We start from the raw sequence: 17,420 nt of genomic DNA, 5'->3' as shown, positions 1-17,420 counted from the left end.
CGCCCCGGGTGCTCAGTAGGGTCGGGTGCGGTATGGCTGACAAGCAGAGGTCCGAGAGCCCCGTCGTCGTGGTCGCGAACCGGTTGCCGGTGGACCAGGTGGTCGCCGCCGACGGGTCGCTCAGCTGGACCCGCAGCCCCGGCGGCCTGGTCACCGCGCTGGAGCCCTTCGTGGCCGGCCGCGGCGGTGCCTGGGTGGGCTGGTCGGGCAAGGCCGGGGACGCCCCCGAGCCCTTCGAGTCCGGCGGCATGCACCTGGTGCCGGTGGGCCTGTCCGACGACGAGGTCGACCTCTACTACGAGGGCTTCTCCAACGCCTCGCTGTGGCCGCTGTACCACGACGTGGTCGAGAAGCCCGAGTACCACCGCACCTGGTGGAACGCCTACGTGCAGGTCAACCGCCGGTTCGCCGAGAAGGCCGCCGAGGTCGCCGCGCAGGACGCCATCGTCTGGGTGCACGACTACCAGCTGCAGCTGGTCCCGGCGATGCTGCGGCAGCTGCGCCCCGACCTGACCATCGGGTTCTTCCTGCACATCCCGTTCCCGCCCTACGAGCTGTTCACCCAGCTGCCCTGGCGCTACGCCATCGTCGAGGGCCTGCTCGGTGCCGACCTCATCGGCTTCCAGATGCCCGCCGGGGCGGCGAACTTCGTGCAGCTGGCCCGCCGGCTGCACGACCTGCCGACCAAGGGCAGCACGATCTCCTACGACGGGCGCACGGTCACCGCCAAGGCGTTCCCGATCTCCATCGACGTCGCCGACTTCGAGTCCCTCGCCCGCCGGCCCGAGGTCGTGGCCCGGGCGGCGGAGATCCGGCAGGAGCTGGGCAACCCGGAGAAGGTCATCCTCGGCGTCGACCGGCTGGACTACACCAAGGGCATCGCCGTCCGGCTCGAGGTCTTCCTGGAGCTGCTGGAGGACGAGCTGGTCGAGGCGCCGTCCACGGTGTTCGTGCAGGTGGCCACGCCCAGCCGCGAGCGGGTCGAGCACTACGTGACGATGCGCGAGACCATCGAGCAGCAGGTCGGCCACATCAACGGCGTCTTCGGCTCCACCTCCGGGCCCGCGGTGCACTACTTCAACCAGTCGATGCCGCGCGAGGAGCTCGCCGCCCTCTACCGCGCCGCCGACGTCATGCTCGTGACGCCCTACCGCGACGGCATGAACCTGGTGGCCAAGGAGTACGTCGCGGCCCGCAGCGACAACGGCGGCACGCTGGTGCTCAGCGAGTTCGCCGGCGCCGCCGCCGAGCTCAAGCAGGCCTACCTGGTCAACCCGCACGACAAGGACGGCGTCAAGAAGCAGCTCATGCGGGCACTGCGGGCCGACCCCGCCGAGGCGGCCAAGGCCATGAAGGCGATGCGCCGCTACCTGGCCAGGCACGACCTCGAGCACTGGGCCGGCTCGTTCTTCGCCGCGCTGCAGGCGGAGGCGCAGTGACCGCCGGCACCGAGGTCGTGGCCCGGCTGGCCGGCCGCCGGCCGCTGCTGGTGGCCACCGACTACGACGGCGTGCTCGCCCGGCTGCGCGACGTGCCCGGCGAGGCCGTGCCCGAGGAGTGGGCCCCGGACCTGCTGCGCCGGCTGGCCGGGGCGCAGGACGTCGTCGTCGCCCTGGTCAGCGGCCGCGGGGTCCAGGACCTGCGCGCGACCTCGGGGCTGGCCGAGCCGTTCCGGTTCATCGGCAGCCACGGCGCCGAGCACGACGACGGGCTCGACCCCGCCGTCGCCGCCGAGCGCGACCTGCTGGTCGACGCGCTCACCCCGCTGGTCGAGGCGGTCGAGGGCGCCCGGCTGGAGGTCAAGCCGGCCGCGGTCGCCGTGCACGTGCGCACCGTCGCCGACCGCGCCGCCGCCACCGCGCTGCTGGAGCGGGCCGCCGCGGCCGCCGGCCCGCACCACACCGCCAAGCCCGGCAAGGACGTCCTTGAGCTCGCCGTCACCGACGCCGACAAGGGGACGGCGGTGCTCCGGCTGGCCGAGCAGCTCGGCGCCGACGGCGTGCTCTACCTGGGCGACGACGTCACCGACGAGGACGCCTTCACCGCGCTGGCCCCCCGCACCGGGGCGGTGACGGTCAAGGTCGGGGACGGCGACACGGCCGCCCAGCTGCGGGTGGCCGACCTGGACGGCGTCCGGGAACTGCTGACCTCCCTCGCCGACGCGCTCGGGGCCTGACCCGTCGTCCACGACGGACAGGTGACGCACAGCTGGTCCTCACCTAGGTTCTGGGGGTGATCGGCAACCATCCCGGGCGGCTCCCGTGCCGCTGACCCGCCGCGGCTTCCTCGCCGGCGCGCTCGCGCTCCCGGCCGTGTCCACCCTCGCCGCGTGCGCGGGCACCGTCGTGCAACCCGGGGACCTCTCCCGGCTGCGGATGATGGTGCCGGCCAGCCCGGGCGGCGGGTGGGACACCACCGCCCGCACGCTGCAGCGGGTGATCCAGCAGACCGGCATCGCCCGCAACGTGCAGGTGTTCAACGTCGAGGGGGCCGGCGGCACCATCGGCATCGGCCAGCTCGCCCGCGAGGACGACGACGCGCTGCTGATGATGATGGGCCTGGTCATGGTGGGCGCCATCGACACCAACGACTCCACCACCCGGCTGGACGACGTCACCCCGATCGCGCAGCTGATCGCGGAGACCGAGCTGGTCGTGGTCCCCGCCGAGTCGCCCTACGACACGCTCGAGGACTTCGTCGCCGGCTGGGCGGCCGACCCGCGCGGCACCCCGATCGCCGGTGGCTCGGCCGGCGGCACCGACCAGATCCTGGCGGGGCTGCTGGCCCAGGCGGCCGGCATCGACCCCCGCGAGATCAACTACATCGCCTACTCCGGCGGCGGGGAGTCCCTGGCGGCGCTGCTGGGCAACCAGGTCGCCGCCGGCATCTCCGGCACCGCCGACTACGGCCCGCAGGTGGCCTCCGGCGACCTCAAGGGCATCGCGGTCTCCACCGCCGACCGGTCCAGCGCGGTGCCCGACGTGCCCACGATCATCGAGCAGGGCCTGGACGTCGAGGTCACCAACTGGCGCGGGCTGATGGCCCGGCCGGGCATGTCCGACGGCGCCCGCGAGGACCTCATCGCGCTGGTCGCCGAGGCGCACGACACCGACGAGTGGGCCCAGGCGCTGGACGCCAACGGGTGGCTGGACACCTTCCAGACCGGCGACGAGTACGGCGAGTTCCTCGCCGAGGAGGAGACCCGCGTGCGCCAGGTCCTCACCGAGATCGGGCTGATCCAGTGAACGAGAGCGAGGAGTCGGTCGCCGCGGAGGTGGCTCCGCAGCCCCGCACGGGCTTCCCCGGCGAGCTGGTCGGCGCGGTGCTGCTGGCCGCGCTGGGCGTCTACCTGCTGGTCGACGCCGGGGCCATCGCCATCCCGAACAGCTCGAACACGATCGGTCCGCGGTTCTTCCCCTACGCGGTGGGCGGGCTGACCCTGGCCACCGGCGCACTGCTGGCCATCCGGGTGCTGCGCGGTGACCGCGGCCCGGCCGACGACAGCGAGGACGTCGACCTCACCGCGCCCACCGACTGGCGGGCGGTGGCGGTCATCGCCGTCGCCTTCGCCGCGCACGCGCTGCTGATCAACGTGGTGGGCTGGCCGCTGGCGGTGGCGCTGATGTTCGCCGCGGTGGCCTGGGCCCTCGGGGCGGTCGGCGTCGTGCGGCCGTTCCTGGTCGGGCTGGTCGTCGGCTGCGTGGTGTGGATCGTCTTCGTCAAGGCGCTGAGCGTGGCGCTGCCCGGCGGGGTCGTCCTCGAGTTCCTGACGAGCTGGTTCTGATGGCGATCTCCGACCTGCTCGGCGGGTTCGCCGACGCCATCACCCCGGTCAACCTGTTCTTCGCGCTGCTGGGCGTGGTGCTGGGCACCGCGGTCGGCGTGCTGCCGGGCATCGGCCCGTCGATGACGGTGGCGCTGCTCCTGCCGGCCACGTTCGTGCTGGAGCCCACCGCCGCGCTGATCATGTTCGCCGGCATCTACTACGGCGGAATGTACGGCGGGTCGACCACGTCGATCCTGCTCAACACCCCCGGCGAGTCCGCGTCGATCATGACCGCGCTCGAGGGCAACAAGATGGCCAAGGCCGGCCGCGGGTCCGCCGCGCTGGCCACCGCGGCGATCGGGTCCTTCGTCGCCGGCACCATCGCCACGCTGCTGCTCGCGCTGGTCGCGCCCACCCTGGTCGACCTGGCCATCGGGGTGACCACCGCCGACTACTTCGCCCTCGCCGTGCTGGCCTTCGTGGCGGTGGCCACGGTGCTGGGGTCCTCGCCGCTGCGCGGGCTGGCGTCGCTGTGCCTGGGCCTCTACCTCGGCCTGGTCGGCACCGACGTGCTCACCGGGCAGGAGCGGTTCACCCTCGGCGTGCCGCAGCTGTCCGACGGCATCGACGTCGTCGTGGTCGCCGTGGCGCTGTTCGCGGTCGGGGAGTCCCTCTACGTGGCCAGCCGGCTGCGGAAGGGGTCGGTGCAGGTCATCGACCACAAGGGCAGCTGGATGACCCGGGAGGACCTGCGGCGGTCCTGGAAGCCCTGGCTGCGGGGGACGGCGCTGGGCTTCCCGTTCGGCGTCATGCCCGCCGGCGGAGCGGAGATCCCGACCTTCCTGTCCTACGCGACCGAGAAGAAGCTGACCAGGCACCCCGAGGAGTTCGGCAAGGGCGCCATCGAGGGCGTCGCCGGGCCCGAGGCGGCCAACAACGCCTCGGCGGCGGGCGTGCTGGTGCCGCTGCTGACGCTGGGCATCCCGACCTCGGCGACCGCGGCGATCATCCTGGCCGCGTTCCAGGGCTACGGCATCCAGCCCGGCCCCACCCTGCTGACCACCGAGGGCCCGCTGGTCTGGGCGCTGATCGCGTCGCTGTTCATCGGCAACGTCATGCTCATCGTGCTGAACCTGCCGCTGGTGGGGCTGTGGGTGAAGCTGCTCAAGATCCCCCGGCCCTACCTCTACGCCGGGATCCTGCTGTTCGCCTCGCTGGGCTCCTTCGCGGTGAACGCCGACCCGCTGGACCTGGTCATCCTGCTGGTGCTGGGCCTGCTCGGGTTCGCCATGCGCCGCTTCGGCTGGCCGGTGGCCCCGGCGGTCATCGGGCTGATCCTGGGGCCCATCGCCGAGACCAACCTGCGCCGGGCGCTGGCGATCAGCGACGGCGACCTGGGCGTGCTGGTGGACACGTGGTTCAGCCGGGTCGTGCTGCTGCTGGCCCTGCTCGCGCTGGTCGTCCCCGTCGTGCTGCGCGCGGTCCGGGGCCGGCGGGCCACCCCGGAGGAGGTCGCCCGGGAGCAGGAGGAGGACCGCGAGGTGCAGAAGGCCGCGAACCGGGAAGGGTGGGGGGCATGAGCGTCGTCGTCGTGGGCTACGTGCCCAACCCCCGTGGCCGGGCCGCACTGGAGCACGCCGTCGCGGAGGCGCACCGCCGCGACGCCCTGCTCGTGGTGGTCAACTCCTCGCGCGGCGACGCGCTCGTGGACGAGGAGTTCCTCCGGGGTGACCAGCTGCGCGCGCTGCACGACGAGCTGGCCGCCAGCGGGCTGCGCACCGAGGTCCGCCAGCCCGTCCGGGGCCGCGACGTCGCCGAGGAGCTGTCGGCCGTCTGCACCGAGACCGGCGCAGAACTGCTGGTCATCGGCCTGAAGCGGCGCTCCGCGGTGGGCAAGCTGCTCATGGGGTCGGCCGCCCAGCGCATCCTGCTCGACGTCGAGTGCCCGGTGCTGGGGGTCAAGAGCCCGCCCCGGGAGGGCTGACCGGGCCGTCGACGTGTCGACCGCCGCGGGGCGGTGACCCGCAGGTCGGGATGCGGTTCGGTGACATCGCCCCGCAGCGGCTCAAGGTGTGACCGGTGTGACCGTTGTGACGCCTGTGACCGGCACGAGGCCGGCACGTCGCCCTGGAGTCCGCCGTGCGCTGGTTCACCGACCGGTCCGTGTCCGTCAAGATCGGCGCGATCGTCGCCGTCGTCTGCCTGATGGCGGCCGCCCTCAGCGGGCTGGCCCTCTCGCGCCTGTCCTACCTGCGGGCCGAGGCCAACGACCTGTACCACGGCCACATCGTCCAGCTGGTCGCCCTCGGCGAGCTGCAGCGCGCCTACCAGGGCGACCGCGCCCGCTACGCCGGCTACGCCCTGCTCAGCGAGGCCGACCGGGTGGACATGAAGGCCGAGCTGGCCGAGCGGCGCACCGACATCGACGCCAAGATCGAGGACTACGGGCAGCTCGCGATCGACCCGTCGGCCTGGGCGCAGTTCCGCTCGGACCTGCAGACCTACTACACGATCGCCGACCAGCAGCTGGTCGGCGCGGCCGACTCGGGCAACGAGGCCGGTGTCGCGATCGTGCTGACCGGGTCGCTGCAGTCGGCCGTGGACGCGGTGATGGACGACTTCTCCGCCGAGTCCGAGCGCTCCAGCACCGAGGCCGCCGGGCAGATCGTCGAGACCGACGCGGCAGCCGGCCGCGCGGTGTGGATGCTCGTCGCCGGGCTGGTGCTCATGGTGGCCCTCGGGTCGGGCCTGGCCTGGGCCGTGGTCCGGGGCATCCGGCGGTCGGTCCGCTCCGTGCAGGGCTCGCTGGAGGCCCTCGAGCGCGGTGACCTCACCGTCGCCCCGACCGTGTACTCCGGCGACGAGCTGGGCCGGATGGCCGGGGCCCTGGGGACCGCGCAGACCAACCTGCGCTCGCTGATGGCCTCGGTGGTCGGGTCGGCCGACGCGGTGGCCGCCTCGAGCGAGGAGCTGTCGGCCTCGGCCGCCCAGATCGCCGCCTCGGCCGAGCAGACCAGCGTGCAGTCCGGCGTGGTCTCCGGCTCGGCCGACGAGGTCTCCCGCTCGGTCGCCACGGTCGCGGCCGGTGCCGAGGAGATGAGCGCGTCGATCCGGGAGATCGCGCAGAACGCCAACGAGGCCGCCCGGGTGGCCGCGGAGGCCGTCACCGAGGCCGAGGAGACCAACCAGACCATCCAGAAGCTGGGCCTGTCGTCCAAGGAGATCGGCGACGTGGTGAAGGTGATCACGTCGATCGCGGAGCAGACCAACCTGCTGGCGCTGAACGCCACCATCGAGGCGGCGCGGGCCGGTGAGGCGGGCAAGGGCTTCGCCGTGGTGGCCAACGAGGTCAAGGAGCTGGCGCAGGAGACGGCGCGGGCGACGGAGGACATCGCCCGGCGGGTGGAGGCGATCCAGGCCGACACCGGTGGTGCGGTGGCCGCGATCGGGCGGATCGGTGAGGTCATCGGGCAGATCAACGACTACCAGCTGACCATCGCCAGCGCCGTGGAGGAGCAGACGGCCACCACGAACGAGATGTCCCGCAGCGTGGCCGAGGCCGCCGGTGGCAGCACCGAGATCGCCGCGACCATCACCGGCGTCTCGGCCGCGGCGGGGACGACGACGCAGGCGCTCGGGCAGACCCGGGTGGCCGTCGACGAGCTGGCCCGGATGGCCGGGGAGCTGCGGACGACGGTGGGCACGTTCACGTGGTGACCGAGACGGTGGTCGAGGGCGGCCGGCAGGTCCGGCGCAAGCGGGGGCTCGCGTACCGGTCGCTGCGGTACAAGGGGCTGTTCCTGGGCGGGGTGGTGCTGGCCGCGGTCGGCGGGCTGCTGGCCGCGCTGGTCGTCGGCAACGCCGCCATCGGGGCGTCGTCGAGCCGGCTGGAGGCGCTGACGTCGGCCCGGACCGCCGTCCTGGAGCTCGGCAACCGCACCAGCGACCTGCAGGTCGAGGCCTACGAGGCGCTGGTCCGGGCCGACCCGCAGAGCCAGCGCGACCAGGTGGCCGGGCTGGCGGGCCAGGTCGAGGACCTGGTGGCGCAGCTGACCGCCGTCCCGGCCGACTCCGCGGCCCGGCCGCTGGCCGAGGGCCTGGCCGGCACCGTCACCGACTACGCGCGCACCGTGGTGGCCTTCGTCGACGACGCGGTCGCCGACCAGGACGCCGCCCGGCCGCGGTGGACCGAGGTGCAGGCCGCCGAGGACACCGCGGGCAAGGCGGTCGCCGAGGCCGCCGACGCACTCAGCGCCGACCAGGCCACCGCGCAGGCCGCCCTGGACCGCACGCTGCTGGTGACCACCTGGGTGGGCCCACTGGTGGCCCTGCTCGGCCTGGCCGTCGTGGCCCGGGTGGGCAAGGCGACCTACCTGTCGGTCGTGCGCCCGGTCGGCCGGCTCAAGCGGGGCCTCGAGGCGCTGGCCGACGGCGACCTCACCGCCGACCTCGGGGTCCGCGGCACCGACGAGATCGGCCAGATGGGCCGCACCCTGCAGCGCGCGCAGACCTCGCTGCGGGAGGTCATCGGCTCGGTGGTCACCTCGGCCGCGGCGGTCGCCGCCGCCAGCTCCGAGCTGGCGGCCTCGGCGGCGCAGATCTCCGCGTCGGCCGAGCAGACCTCGGGCCAGTCCGGCGCGGCGAGCTCGGCCGCGGAGGAGGTGTCCCGCTCGGTGGCCACGGTGTCCGCCGGCGCCGAGCAGATGGGCGCCTCGATCCGGGAGATCGCGCAGAACGCCAACGAGGCCGCGCGCGTCGCCGCGGGCGCGGTCAGCGAGGCCGCCGCCACCAACGAGACGATCGCCCGGCTGGGTGCGTCGTCCCAGGAGATCGGCGACGTGGTCAAGCTGATCTCGGCCATCGCCGGGCAGACCAACCTGCTCGCGCTCAACGCCACCATCGAGGCCGCGCGGGCCGGCGAGGCCGGCAAGGGCTTCGCGGTGGTCGCCGACGAGGTCAAGCAGCTGGCGCAGGAGACGGCCCGCGCCACCGAGGAGATCACCCGGCGGGTCGAGGCCATCCAGTCCGACACCGGCGGCGCGGTCGAGGCGATCGGCCGGATCGGCGCGGTCATCGAGCAGATCAACGACTACCAGCTGACCATCGCCAGCGCGGTGGAGGAGCAGACCGCGACGACCGCGGAGATGACCCGCTCGGTCGCGGGTGCGGCGACCGGCACCGCGCAGATCACCGCCAACATCGACGGCGTCTCCGGTGCCGCGCGCTCCACGACGCAGGCCCTGGGCCAGAGCCAGCTCGCCGTCGACGAGCTGGCCCGGATGGCCGGGGAGCTGCGGGCGACCGTGGCGACCTTCCGGACCTGAGCCGCCTCAGACCTGGAAGGAGCGGCGGGACAGCCCCATCATCCAGCCCTCGACCGTGGTGGTGGCCGGGGTCTCGGGGTCGTCGGCGGCACCGAGGGTGACGAACAGCGGGCTGAGGTGCTCGACCGTCGGGTGGGCGTAGGGCAGCCCGGGGGCGTCGGCGGCGTAGCGGGCCAGGCCCTCGACGTCGCCGGCGGCCAGCAGCTCGGCGGCCCAGGCGTCGAAGTCGCGCGACCAGCCCGGGACGGTGCCCGAGGCGATCGACTCCCGGGTCAGGAACGGCAGCCCGTGGGTCATGAAGCCCGAGCCGATCACCAGCGTGCCCTCGGCGCGCAGTTCGCGGATGCGCCGGCCGAGGTCGAGCAGCCGGTGCGGGTCGTGGGTGGGCAGGCTCAGCTGCAGCACCGGGACGTCGCCGAGGGGGTACATGACCTTGAGCGGGACCCAGGCTCCGTGGTCCAGGCCGCGGCTGCGGTGCTCGTGCACCGTCTCGCGGTCGGGCATCGCCGCGGCCACCCGGCGGGCCAGGTCGGAGGCGTCGGGCGTCTCGTAGGTCATCTCGTAGTACCGGCGGGCGAACCCGCCGAAGTCGTAGACCAGCGGGGTCGCGGCGGCCGACGAGGAGATCGACAGCGGCGCGGACTCCCAGTGCGCGCTCACGATGAGCACGTCCTTGGGCTTGGGCATCGAGAGCGCCCAGGTGTGCAGCTCGCGCATCCAGGGGCCGTCGTCGAACAGCGGGGGCGCGCCGTGGCTGAGGTAGAGGCTGGGCAGGGCCCCGTCGCCGTCGCTCCAGGTGCGCTGCTCGCGGGCCGCGGGGAGCGCGTCGACGAGGAACTCGTCGAAGGCGCCGGCCGGCACCCGGGGATCGAAGATCGAGGTCATGGCCGGGACCGTACGCCGATGTGCTTGAGTCTTCAAGCATTGTCCCGCCCCCCTCGTCGTGGTGAACGAAACTCGATAGGACGCAATACTTCACGCCGCCGTGCCGAAATGGTGCGTGGACCCGCCGCCCGGGTCCCGGACGGGGGATGTTCCACGTGGAGCGAGCACAGGTGCTGCGCCGGTGGGTGCGCGGCGCCCTGCTGCTCGTGCTCCTCGGCGGCGCGTTCGTCGCCCTGGCGCCCGGCCCGTCGACGCCCCTCGGACGGCCGGTGCTCGTCGAGGCCAGCGACAGCGACCCGCTGCCGCCGACCAACGTGGTCATCACCCCCGGCAACGGGGAGTTCACCCGGGTCAGCTGGACGGCGTCGACCGAGCCCAACCGCAGCGGCTACGTAGTGAGGCTGGGCTCCTACCAGACCACCGTCACCGGGACCTCCACGACCGCCGCCATCACCGGGCTGACGAACGGCACCGACTACACCGTCGAGGTCTACACCCGGACCAGCTACGGCTTCCTCAACCTGGCGAGCGCGACCGGCACCGTCCCGGCGACCGCCACCAGCTACCCCCGGGACGGCGTGGCCCCGGCCGCGCCGACCGGGGTGACCGCGGTGCGCGGCGACGGTCGGGTCACCGTCTCGTGGGCGGCGAACACCGAGTCTGACCTGGCCGGCTACCGGGTGCTGCGGGACGGGACGCCGGTCAGCGGCACCCTCACCGCCCGCACCTACACCGACACCGGGCTGGTCAACGACACCACCTACCGCTACACGGTGCAGGCGGTCGACGTGTCCCGGCAGTGGTCGGCGTCGTCCTCCCCGGCCGTGGCCGCCACCCCCACCGACCTGACCCCGCCGGCCACCCCGACCGGCTTCCTCGCCGAGCGGGGCGACAGCCAGGTGACGCTGTCCTGGGCCGCGAACACCGAGCCCGACCTGGCCGGCTACCGCGTGCTGCGCAACGGCGTCGAGGTGGGCATCGTGCCCGCCGGGACGCAGGCGTGGACCGACACCGGGCTGACCAACGACACGACCTACCAGTACGCGGTGCTCGCCGTCGACACCCACGGCAACCGCTCCGCCCCCACGAGCAGCGTCAACGCCACCCCGACCGACCTGACGGCGCCCTCGGCCCCGACCGGGCTGACCGCGACCCGCGGCGACGGCCGGGTCGACCTGACCTGGACGGCGAACCCCGAGCCCGACCTGGCCAGCTACCGGCTGCTGCGCGACGGCCAGGAGGTGGCGGTGATCGCCGCGGGGACCACCTCCTACGCCGACACCGGGCTGGTCAACGACCGCAGCTACGCCTACCGGCTCGCCGCCGTCGACACCCACGCCAACCGCTCGGCGCCCAGCGCCGCGGTGACCGCGACCCCGACGGACCTCACCCCGCCGGCCCCGCCGACGGGTCTGGCCGCCGTCCGCGGCGACGGCCAGGTGGCCCTGACCTGGACGGCGAACTCCGAGGCGGACCTGGCCACCTACCGGGTGCTGCGCGACGGCACCGAGGTCGCCACGGTCACCGGGACGTCGTACACCGACACCGGCCTCGTCAACGACCGCAGCTACGCCTACCGGGTCGTCGCCGTGGACACCCACGGCAACCGGTCGGTGCCCTCGGCGGCGGTGTCGGCCACCCCCACCGACCTCACCCCGCCGTCCGCGCCCACCGGGCTGGTCGCCGTCCGCGGCGACGGCCAGGTGGCCCTGACCTGGACGGCGAACCCGGAGACCGACGTCGCCACCTACCGGGTGCTGCGCGATAGCACCGAGGTCGCCACGGTCACCGGGACGTCCTACACCGACACCGGGTTGGTCAACGACCGCAGCTACGCCTACCGGGTCGTCGCCGTGGACACCCACGGCAACCGGTCGGCCGCCTCCGACCCCACCGTCACCGCCACCCCGACCGACTTCACGCCCCCCGCCGCGCCCACCGGGCTGGCCGCGGCCCGCGGCGACGGCCGGGTCACGCTGTCCTGGACCGCGAACCCCGAGCCGGACCTGGCCTCCTACCGGGTGCTGCGCGACGGCACCGAGGTCGCGACCGTCACCGGCGCGACCAGTTGGACCGACACCGCGGTGGTCAACGACACCGCCTACACCTACCGGCTGGTCGCCGTGGACACCCACGGCAACCGGTCCGCGCCCTCGACCGCGGTGTCGGCCACCCCGACCGACCTGACCGCACCGGGTACGCCCACCGGGTTCACCGCCGTCCGGGGCGACGGCCGGGTGGACCTGACCTGGACCGCCAACCCCGAGACCGACGTCGTCGGGTACCGGCTGTTCCGCGACGGCGTCCTGCTCGCCACCGTCAGCGGCACCTCCTGGACCGACACCGCGGTGACCAACGACGTCACCTACGCCTACCGGCTGGCCGCGGTCGACGGCCACGGCAACGTCGGGGTGGCCACCGCCGCGGTGCCCGCCACCCCGACCGACCTGACCCCGCCGGCCGTGCCCACCGGGCTCGCGGCCACACGAGGTGACGGCCAGGTGGTGCTGACCTGGACCGCCAACACCGAGCCGGACCTCGCGTCCTACCGGGTGCTGCGCGACGGCACGGAGATCGCCACGGTCACCGGCACCACCTACACCGCCACCGGGCTGACCAACGACCGGGCGACGTCGTTCGCCCTCGTCGCGGTCGACACCCACGGCAACCGGTCGGCCGCCTCGGCGCCGGTCGGCGCCACCCCCACCGACCTCACCGCCCCCGGCGCACCCACCGGTGTCGCCACCGACCGCGGCGACGGGCAGGTCACCCTCAGCTGGGCCCCGAGCCCCGAGCCCGACGTGGTCGGCTACCGGGTGCTGCGCGACGGGGTGCAGGTCGCCACCGTCACCGGGACCACCTACACCGACACCGGCCTGACCAACGACACCGTCCACCGGTACTCCGTGGTGGCCGTCGACGGGCACGGCAACGCGTCCGGGCCCTCGGCCGGCGTGGACGGCACCCCCACCGACCTCACCGCCCCGGCCGCCCCCGCCGCGCTGACCGCGCAGCGCGGGGACGGGCAGGTGGTGCTCAGCTGGGCCGCGGGCACCGAGCCCGACCTCGCGTCCTACGCCGTGCTCCGGGACGGCGTGCAGGTCGGCACGGTCACCGGGACGTCGTTCACCGACACCGGGCTGACCAACGACACCGCCTACCGGTACGCCGTCGTCGCCGTCGACGGGCACGGCAACCGCTCGGCGCAGGCCACGGTCACCGCCACCCCCACCGACCTGACCCCGCCGGCCGCCCCGACCGCGCCGACGGCCACCGCCGGCGAGCGCACCGTCACCGTCACCTGGACCGCGCCGGCCGACACCGACGTCGTGGGCTACCGCGTGCTGCGCGGCGGTGCGGTCGTGGCCGCCACCACCGGCGCCTCCGCCACGGTGACCGGCCTGGCCCCGGGCACCGCGGTGGACCTGCAGGTCGTCGCCGTCGACGGGCACGGCAACGTCTCCCCGGTCTCGGCCACCGTCACCGCCACGCCCTACGACAGCACCGCCCCGGCCGCGCCGACCGCCCTGGCCGCCCGCCCGGGCAACACCGCGGTCACCCTCACCTGGACCGCGCCCGCCGACGTCGACCCGCTCACCTACCGGGTCCTCCGCGACGGCGTGCAGGTCGCGACCGTCACCGGGACCTCGGCCACCGACGGCGGGCTGGTCAACGGGACCTCCTACGCCTACACCGTCCAGGCGGTCGACCCCAGCGGCAACGTCTCCCCGGTGTCGGCCACGGTCGTCGTCGTCCCCGTCGTCGGCACGGTGCCCGCAGCGGGGTCGGGCGACACCGGGGCGCTCGCGGTCAGCTCCGACGGCCGGTACGTCGTCACCGGCACCCGGGCCCGGCTGGAGGCCTCGGACACCAACACCGCCTACGAGCTGTACCGGATCGACCGGGTCGCCGGCACCGCCACCCGCATCGCCCCGCTGCCGGCCTCGGCCACCGCCGCCGACGCCACGAACTCCGCGGCCCCGGCGATCAGCGACGACGGGCGGTACGTCGCGCTGGCCACGACCGCGGCGCTGGTCCCCGCCGACACCAACGGCCGGGCCGACGTCTACCGGCTGGACACGGTCACCGGTACCTGGGCGCTGGTCAGCGTCCCGGCCGGCGGCCGGGTCAACGCCTCCGTGGCCGGCACGGTGCTGCAGACGGCGTCCGCGGTCTACGCGACCAGCCCGGCCGTGGTGATCAGCGGCGACGGCGACCTGGTGCTCTTCTACTCCGCCCGCAACGACCTCGGCCCGGTCGACGGCAACGGCGTGGTCGACCTCTACGCCAAGCGGCTGTCCACCGGCGCGGTCACCCGCGTCTCGGCCACCGCCTCGGGCGGGGAGCTGACCCGCCAGGTCGCCGGCCCGGCGCTGGCCATCACCCCCGACGGCCGGTACACCCTCTTCCCGGCCACCGGCTCCGGCGGCCCCGTCGTGCTCTACCGGGCCACCCTGACCGGCGGCGCCGACCCGGTCGTGGTCAGCACCGTCGGCAGCACCCCGGTCGCGGTCGCCCGGGACACCGGGGACGTGGACATCTCCGACGACGGCCGGTACGTGGTGTTCTCCACCTCGGCCAAGCCGACGGCGCCGACCAGCTCGTGGTCGACCCAGCTGGCCTACCGCAAGGACACCGTCACCGGCGCGGTGGCCGCCCTCGGTGACGGCCAGACCGGCGCGTGGGAGCACCAGCTGGCGCTGGACCCGACCGGCCGGTACGCGTTCTTCACCACCGCCGCGGCGCCCACCGGCGACACCAACGGCCACACCGACACGTTCCGGCGGGACCTGGTCACCGGCACGCTCACCCTGGTGACCGCCGACGCCGACGGCCGCCCGGTGAGCGGTCCGACCGGTGCGGTGGCGCCGACCGAGTACGGCCGCCCGGTCGCGGTGACCGGTGACCTGGTCGTGCTCACCACGTCGCAGGCGCTGCTGCCCGCCGACACCAACCGGCTGCGCGACCTCTACGTCAAGGACCTGGGCAGCGGGGTGGTGCAGTCGCCGGTGCCCGGCTGACCGCTCAGCGCAGCCAGACGGCCTGGTAGGGCGCCAGCTGCACCGCGCCGTCGGCGATCCGCGGGCCGGCGCCGGTGAGGTGGTCGACCACGGTCGCCGGGTCCAGGCCCAGCTCCCGCAGCAGGTCCAGCGGCACGTGCCGGGGGCCGGGCGCGACGTTGTAGGCGCCGAGCACCGTGCCCAGCGGGTGGTGCCGGGCCACCAGCAGGACGGCGGGGTCGCGCGGGTCCAGCACCGTGGCCGGCACCGAGGCGTGGAGCTGGGGCAGCGTGGTGCGCGCCCGGACCAGTGCGGCGATGCCCTCGGCGATCGCCGGCGAGTCGGGCACCGGCCGGTCGTCGGGACCCCAGGTCAGCCGGGGCCGGTGCGCCCAGCGGTTGTCGTCGGCGTGCCCGGGTTCCTCGGCCCACCGCGGGTCGTTCTGCAGGCCCAGCTCGTCGCCGGACCACAGCACCGGGATGCCGCCGAAGCCCAGCACCACGGCGTGCGCCAGCAGCACCCGGGCCGCCGCCTGCGGGTCCCAGGCACCCGCGCCGGCCAGCGAGGCCGCCGTCCCGGAGATGCGCCGGTCGCCGGTGGCCGGGTTCTCCCCGAACACCAGGCCCTGCGCCCAGGACTGCCAGAACTGCCCCGAGTACCAGTCGGACAGGAAGCGGCGGTGCTCGTACCCGTCGATGCCGACCGCCGCGGCGTCGCCGTCGTCGATGGCCCAGCCGATGTCGTCGTGGCAGCGCACGTAGGTGACCCACGCGGTGGTCGAGGGCGGCGCCGGCAGCTGCTGCAGGGCGTGCGAGGCCAGCACGGCGTCCCGGCTGGCGAGCATCGACCAGACCTGCACCATGAGCCCGTTGTGGTAGGCCAGGTCGCTGACCTTGCCCCAGTGCTCGCCGGTGCCGAGGTAGGGCATCAGGTCGCGCGGGCCGACGATGGCCTCGGCCTTGAACAGCAGCGCGGGGCAGGCGATCCGGGCGACCGTGCGCAGCGCCTGGGTCAGCGCGTGCACCTCCGGCTGGTTCTGGCAGTCGGTGCCCAGCCGCTTCCAGGTGAAGGCGATGGCGTCCAGCCGCAGCACCTCCACGCCGCGGTTGGCCAGGTCCAGCACGACGTGGGCGTACTCGCACAGCACGTCGGGGTTCGCGAAGTCGACGTCCCACTGGTAGCTGTTGAACGTCGTCCAGACCCAGCCGTCCAGGTCGTCGTCCCAGGTGAAGTTGCCCGGCGCCAGGTCGGGGAAGACCTCGGGCAGGGTGGCCTCGTACGCGTCGGGCTGGGTGCGGTCGGCGAAGACGTGGAAGTAGGCCCGCTTCACCGGGTCGCCGGCCTTGGCCGCCAGCGCCCACGCGTGGGTGTCGGCGACGTGGTTGAGCACCAGGTCCAGGCACAGGCTCATCCCCCGGCCGCGCAGCTCGCGGGTGAGGGCGGCCAGGTCCTCCATCGTGCCGAGGTCGGGCCGGACCGAGCCGTAGTCGGCCACCGCGTAGCCGCCGTCGTCGGGCGGCGGCCCGGGGGTGAGCAGCGGCATGAGGTGCAGGTACCGGACGCCGAGGGACTCCAGGTAGGGCACCCGGGCGGCGACCGCGGCCAGGTCGCCGGCGAACCGGTCGGCGTAGGCGGCGTAGCCCAGCACGTCGGGCCGCTGGAACCAGTCGGGGGCCAGCGAGCGGCGCAGGTCCAGGGCGTGCAGCTCGTCCTCGCGGGCGGCGAAGGCCTGCGCCGCGGCCAGCAGCAGCCGGTCGGCGACCGCGGCGGGGTCGGGGTAGAGGGGGGTCAGGCCGGCCAGCAGGTCGGGCAGCCACCGGTCGACGCGGGCGGTGAACAGCTCGCGCCGGTGCGCGGGGAGGTCGGCGAGGACGGCGTCGACGGCAGGCACCGGAGCAGCATCGCAGCCCAGCTCAGGACGGGGGCGACCAGCGCCGGGCGGACAGCCGCCCGACCAGGGTGGCGAGCTCGGCGCGCAGCCGCGGCAGGTCCTCGACCGCCTCGCCCAGCACCCGCTCGGCGGCGTCGCCGGCGCCGGCCTCGGCCAGGGCGGTGCGCCCGGACCCGGTGGCGCTGACCTCGACCCGGCGGCGGTCGGTGGTCGAGCGCTCGCGGGCCACGTGGCCCTGCCGCTCCAGGCGCTCGAGCACGCGGCTCATCGTCTGGTCCTCGACCTGCATGGCCTGGGCCAGCTCGCGCTGCGAGCGCGGGGCCGTCGACAGCAGGTGCAGCACGGCGAAGCTGGCGTGGTTGAGGTCCCACTGCGCGAGGTGGGAGTCCCAGGCGTGCTCGGCCAGCCGGGCGGCGGTGGACAGCAGCCGGCCGGTGGCCCAGCCGGACAGGTCGGACGACTGCGGCACGCGCTATCTCCCCCGTCGAATGGTCAGCAAGCTGAGCATCATCTACCGTTCGCTCAGCAGGCTGATCATTGTGGCCCCCAGGAGT

The 17,420-nt window shown here is 74.4% G+C and carries 12 protein-coding genes; 9 read left to right on the top strand and 3 right to left on the bottom strand.

All coding sequences use genetic code 11. The features are described 5' to 3' along the window. Positions 1–32: 32 nt before the first annotated feature. The 8 genes from BLT39_RS17270 (at position 33) to BLT39_RS17235 (ending at position 9,090) form a co-directional block, all read left to right on the top strand. Positions 33–1,439 (top strand): alpha,alpha-trehalose-phosphate synthase (UDP-forming), encoded by a 1,407-nt coding sequence (locus BLT39_RS17270; RefSeq protein ID WP_091066535.1) that lies wholly within the window; start codon positions 33–35, stop codon positions 1,437–1,439. Next, positions 1,436–2,176, top strand: a complete 741-nt coding sequence (otsB, locus tag BLT39_RS17265; protein WP_091066532.1) for a trehalose-phosphatase — start codon at positions 1,436–1,438, stop codon at positions 2,174–2,176. Before BLT39_RS17270 ends, otsB begins: the two co-directional genes overlap by 4 nt. Positions 2,177–2,261: 85 nt before the next feature. Further along, positions 2,262–3,245 carry a Bug family tripartite tricarboxylate transporter substrate binding protein gene (locus tag BLT39_RS17260; RefSeq protein ID WP_091066527.1) on the top strand — a complete coding sequence of 328 codons (984 nt, stop codon included), beginning with the start codon at positions 2,262–2,264 and terminating at the stop codon, positions 3,243–3,245. Then, a complete protein-coding gene (locus BLT39_RS17255) occupies positions 3,242–3,784 on the top strand; it encodes a tripartite tricarboxylate transporter TctB family protein (RefSeq protein ID WP_165640303.1) in 543 nt (180 codons plus the stop codon). Before BLT39_RS17260 ends, BLT39_RS17255 begins: the two co-directional genes overlap by 4 nt. After that, positions 3,784–5,346: a tripartite tricarboxylate transporter permease gene (locus BLT39_RS17250; RefSeq protein WP_242658509.1), complete on the top strand. Its 1,563-nt coding sequence runs from the start codon at positions 3,784–3,786 to the stop codon at positions 5,344–5,346. Before BLT39_RS17255 ends, BLT39_RS17250 begins: the two co-directional genes overlap by 1 nt. Further along, complete coding sequence (locus BLT39_RS17245; RefSeq protein ID WP_091067309.1) at positions 5,343–5,750, top strand: universal stress protein; 408 nt, start codon at positions 5,343–5,345, stop codon at positions 5,748–5,750. Before BLT39_RS17250 ends, BLT39_RS17245 begins: the two co-directional genes overlap by 4 nt. A 179-nt stretch (positions 5,751–5,929) precedes the next feature. Next, on the top strand, positions 5,930–7,483 hold the full coding sequence (locus tag BLT39_RS17240; protein WP_278247008.1) for a methyl-accepting chemotaxis protein: 1,554 nt from the start codon (positions 5,930–5,932) through the stop codon (positions 7,481–7,483). Then, positions 7,480–9,090, top strand: a complete 1,611-nt coding sequence (locus BLT39_RS17235) for a methyl-accepting chemotaxis protein (RefSeq protein WP_242658508.1) — start codon at positions 7,480–7,482, stop codon at positions 9,088–9,090. The genes BLT39_RS17240 and BLT39_RS17235 overlap by 4 nt, the downstream gene beginning before the upstream one ends. A 6-nt stretch (positions 9,091–9,096) precedes the next feature. Here BLT39_RS17235 and BLT39_RS17230 read toward each other — a convergent pair whose 3' ends face one another. Continuing rightward, positions 9,097–9,975, bottom strand: a complete 879-nt coding sequence (locus tag BLT39_RS17230; RefSeq protein WP_091066518.1) for a dioxygenase family protein — start codon at positions 9,973–9,975, stop codon at positions 9,097–9,099. 155 nt (positions 9,976–10,130) lie between these two features. Here BLT39_RS17230 and BLT39_RS22550 point away from each other — a divergent pair, with 155 nt between their 5' ends. Then, on the top strand, positions 10,131–14,996 hold the full coding sequence (locus tag BLT39_RS22550) for a fibronectin type III domain-containing protein (RefSeq protein ID WP_165640302.1): 4,866 nt from the start codon (positions 10,131–10,133) through the stop codon (positions 14,994–14,996). Positions 14,997–15,000: 4 nt separating this feature from the next. On the opposite strand, the gene BLT39_RS17220 is transcribed toward BLT39_RS22550, so the two are convergent. Both BLT39_RS17220 and BLT39_RS17215 read right to left on the bottom strand, forming a co-directional pair. Beyond that, positions 15,001–16,866, bottom strand: coding sequence for an alpha-amylase family protein (locus tag BLT39_RS17220; RefSeq protein WP_207508107.1), 1,866 nt, complete (start codon positions 16,864–16,866; stop codon positions 15,001–15,003). 22 nt (positions 16,867–16,888) lie between these two features. After that, positions 16,889–17,335 (bottom strand): MarR family winged helix-turn-helix transcriptional regulator, encoded by a 447-nt coding sequence (locus tag BLT39_RS17215; RefSeq protein ID WP_091066509.1) that lies wholly within the window; start codon positions 17,333–17,335, stop codon positions 16,889–16,891. Positions 17,336–17,420 lie beyond the last annotated feature (85 nt).

The sequence above is a fragment of the Klenkia brasiliensis genome, assembly GCF_900100695.1.
Lineage (GTDB): Bacteria > Actinomycetota > Actinomycetes > Mycobacteriales > Geodermatophilaceae > Klenkia > Klenkia brasiliensis.
The sequence above is the reverse complement of the archived record's forward strand: the minus strand, read 5'-3'. Positions and strand labels throughout refer to the sequence as shown.

Bases quoted from the DNA above. Each gene is read 5' to 3' on its own strand.
- BLT39_RS17230 (WP_091066518.1), bottom strand. From the start codon at position 9,975: ATGACCTCGATCTTCGATCCCCGGGTGCCGGCCGGCGCCTTCGACGAG.
- BLT39_RS17270 (WP_091066535.1), top strand. From the start codon at position 33: ATGGCTGACAAGCAGAGGTCCGAGAGCCCCGTCGTCGTGGTCGCGAAC.
- BLT39_RS17250 (WP_242658509.1), top strand. From the start codon at position 3,784: ATGGCGATCTCCGACCTGCTCGGCGGGTTCGCCGACGCCATCACCCCG.
- BLT39_RS17245 (WP_091067309.1), top strand. From the start codon at position 5,343: ATGAGCGTCGTCGTCGTGGGCTACGTGCCCAACCCCCGTGGCCGGGCC.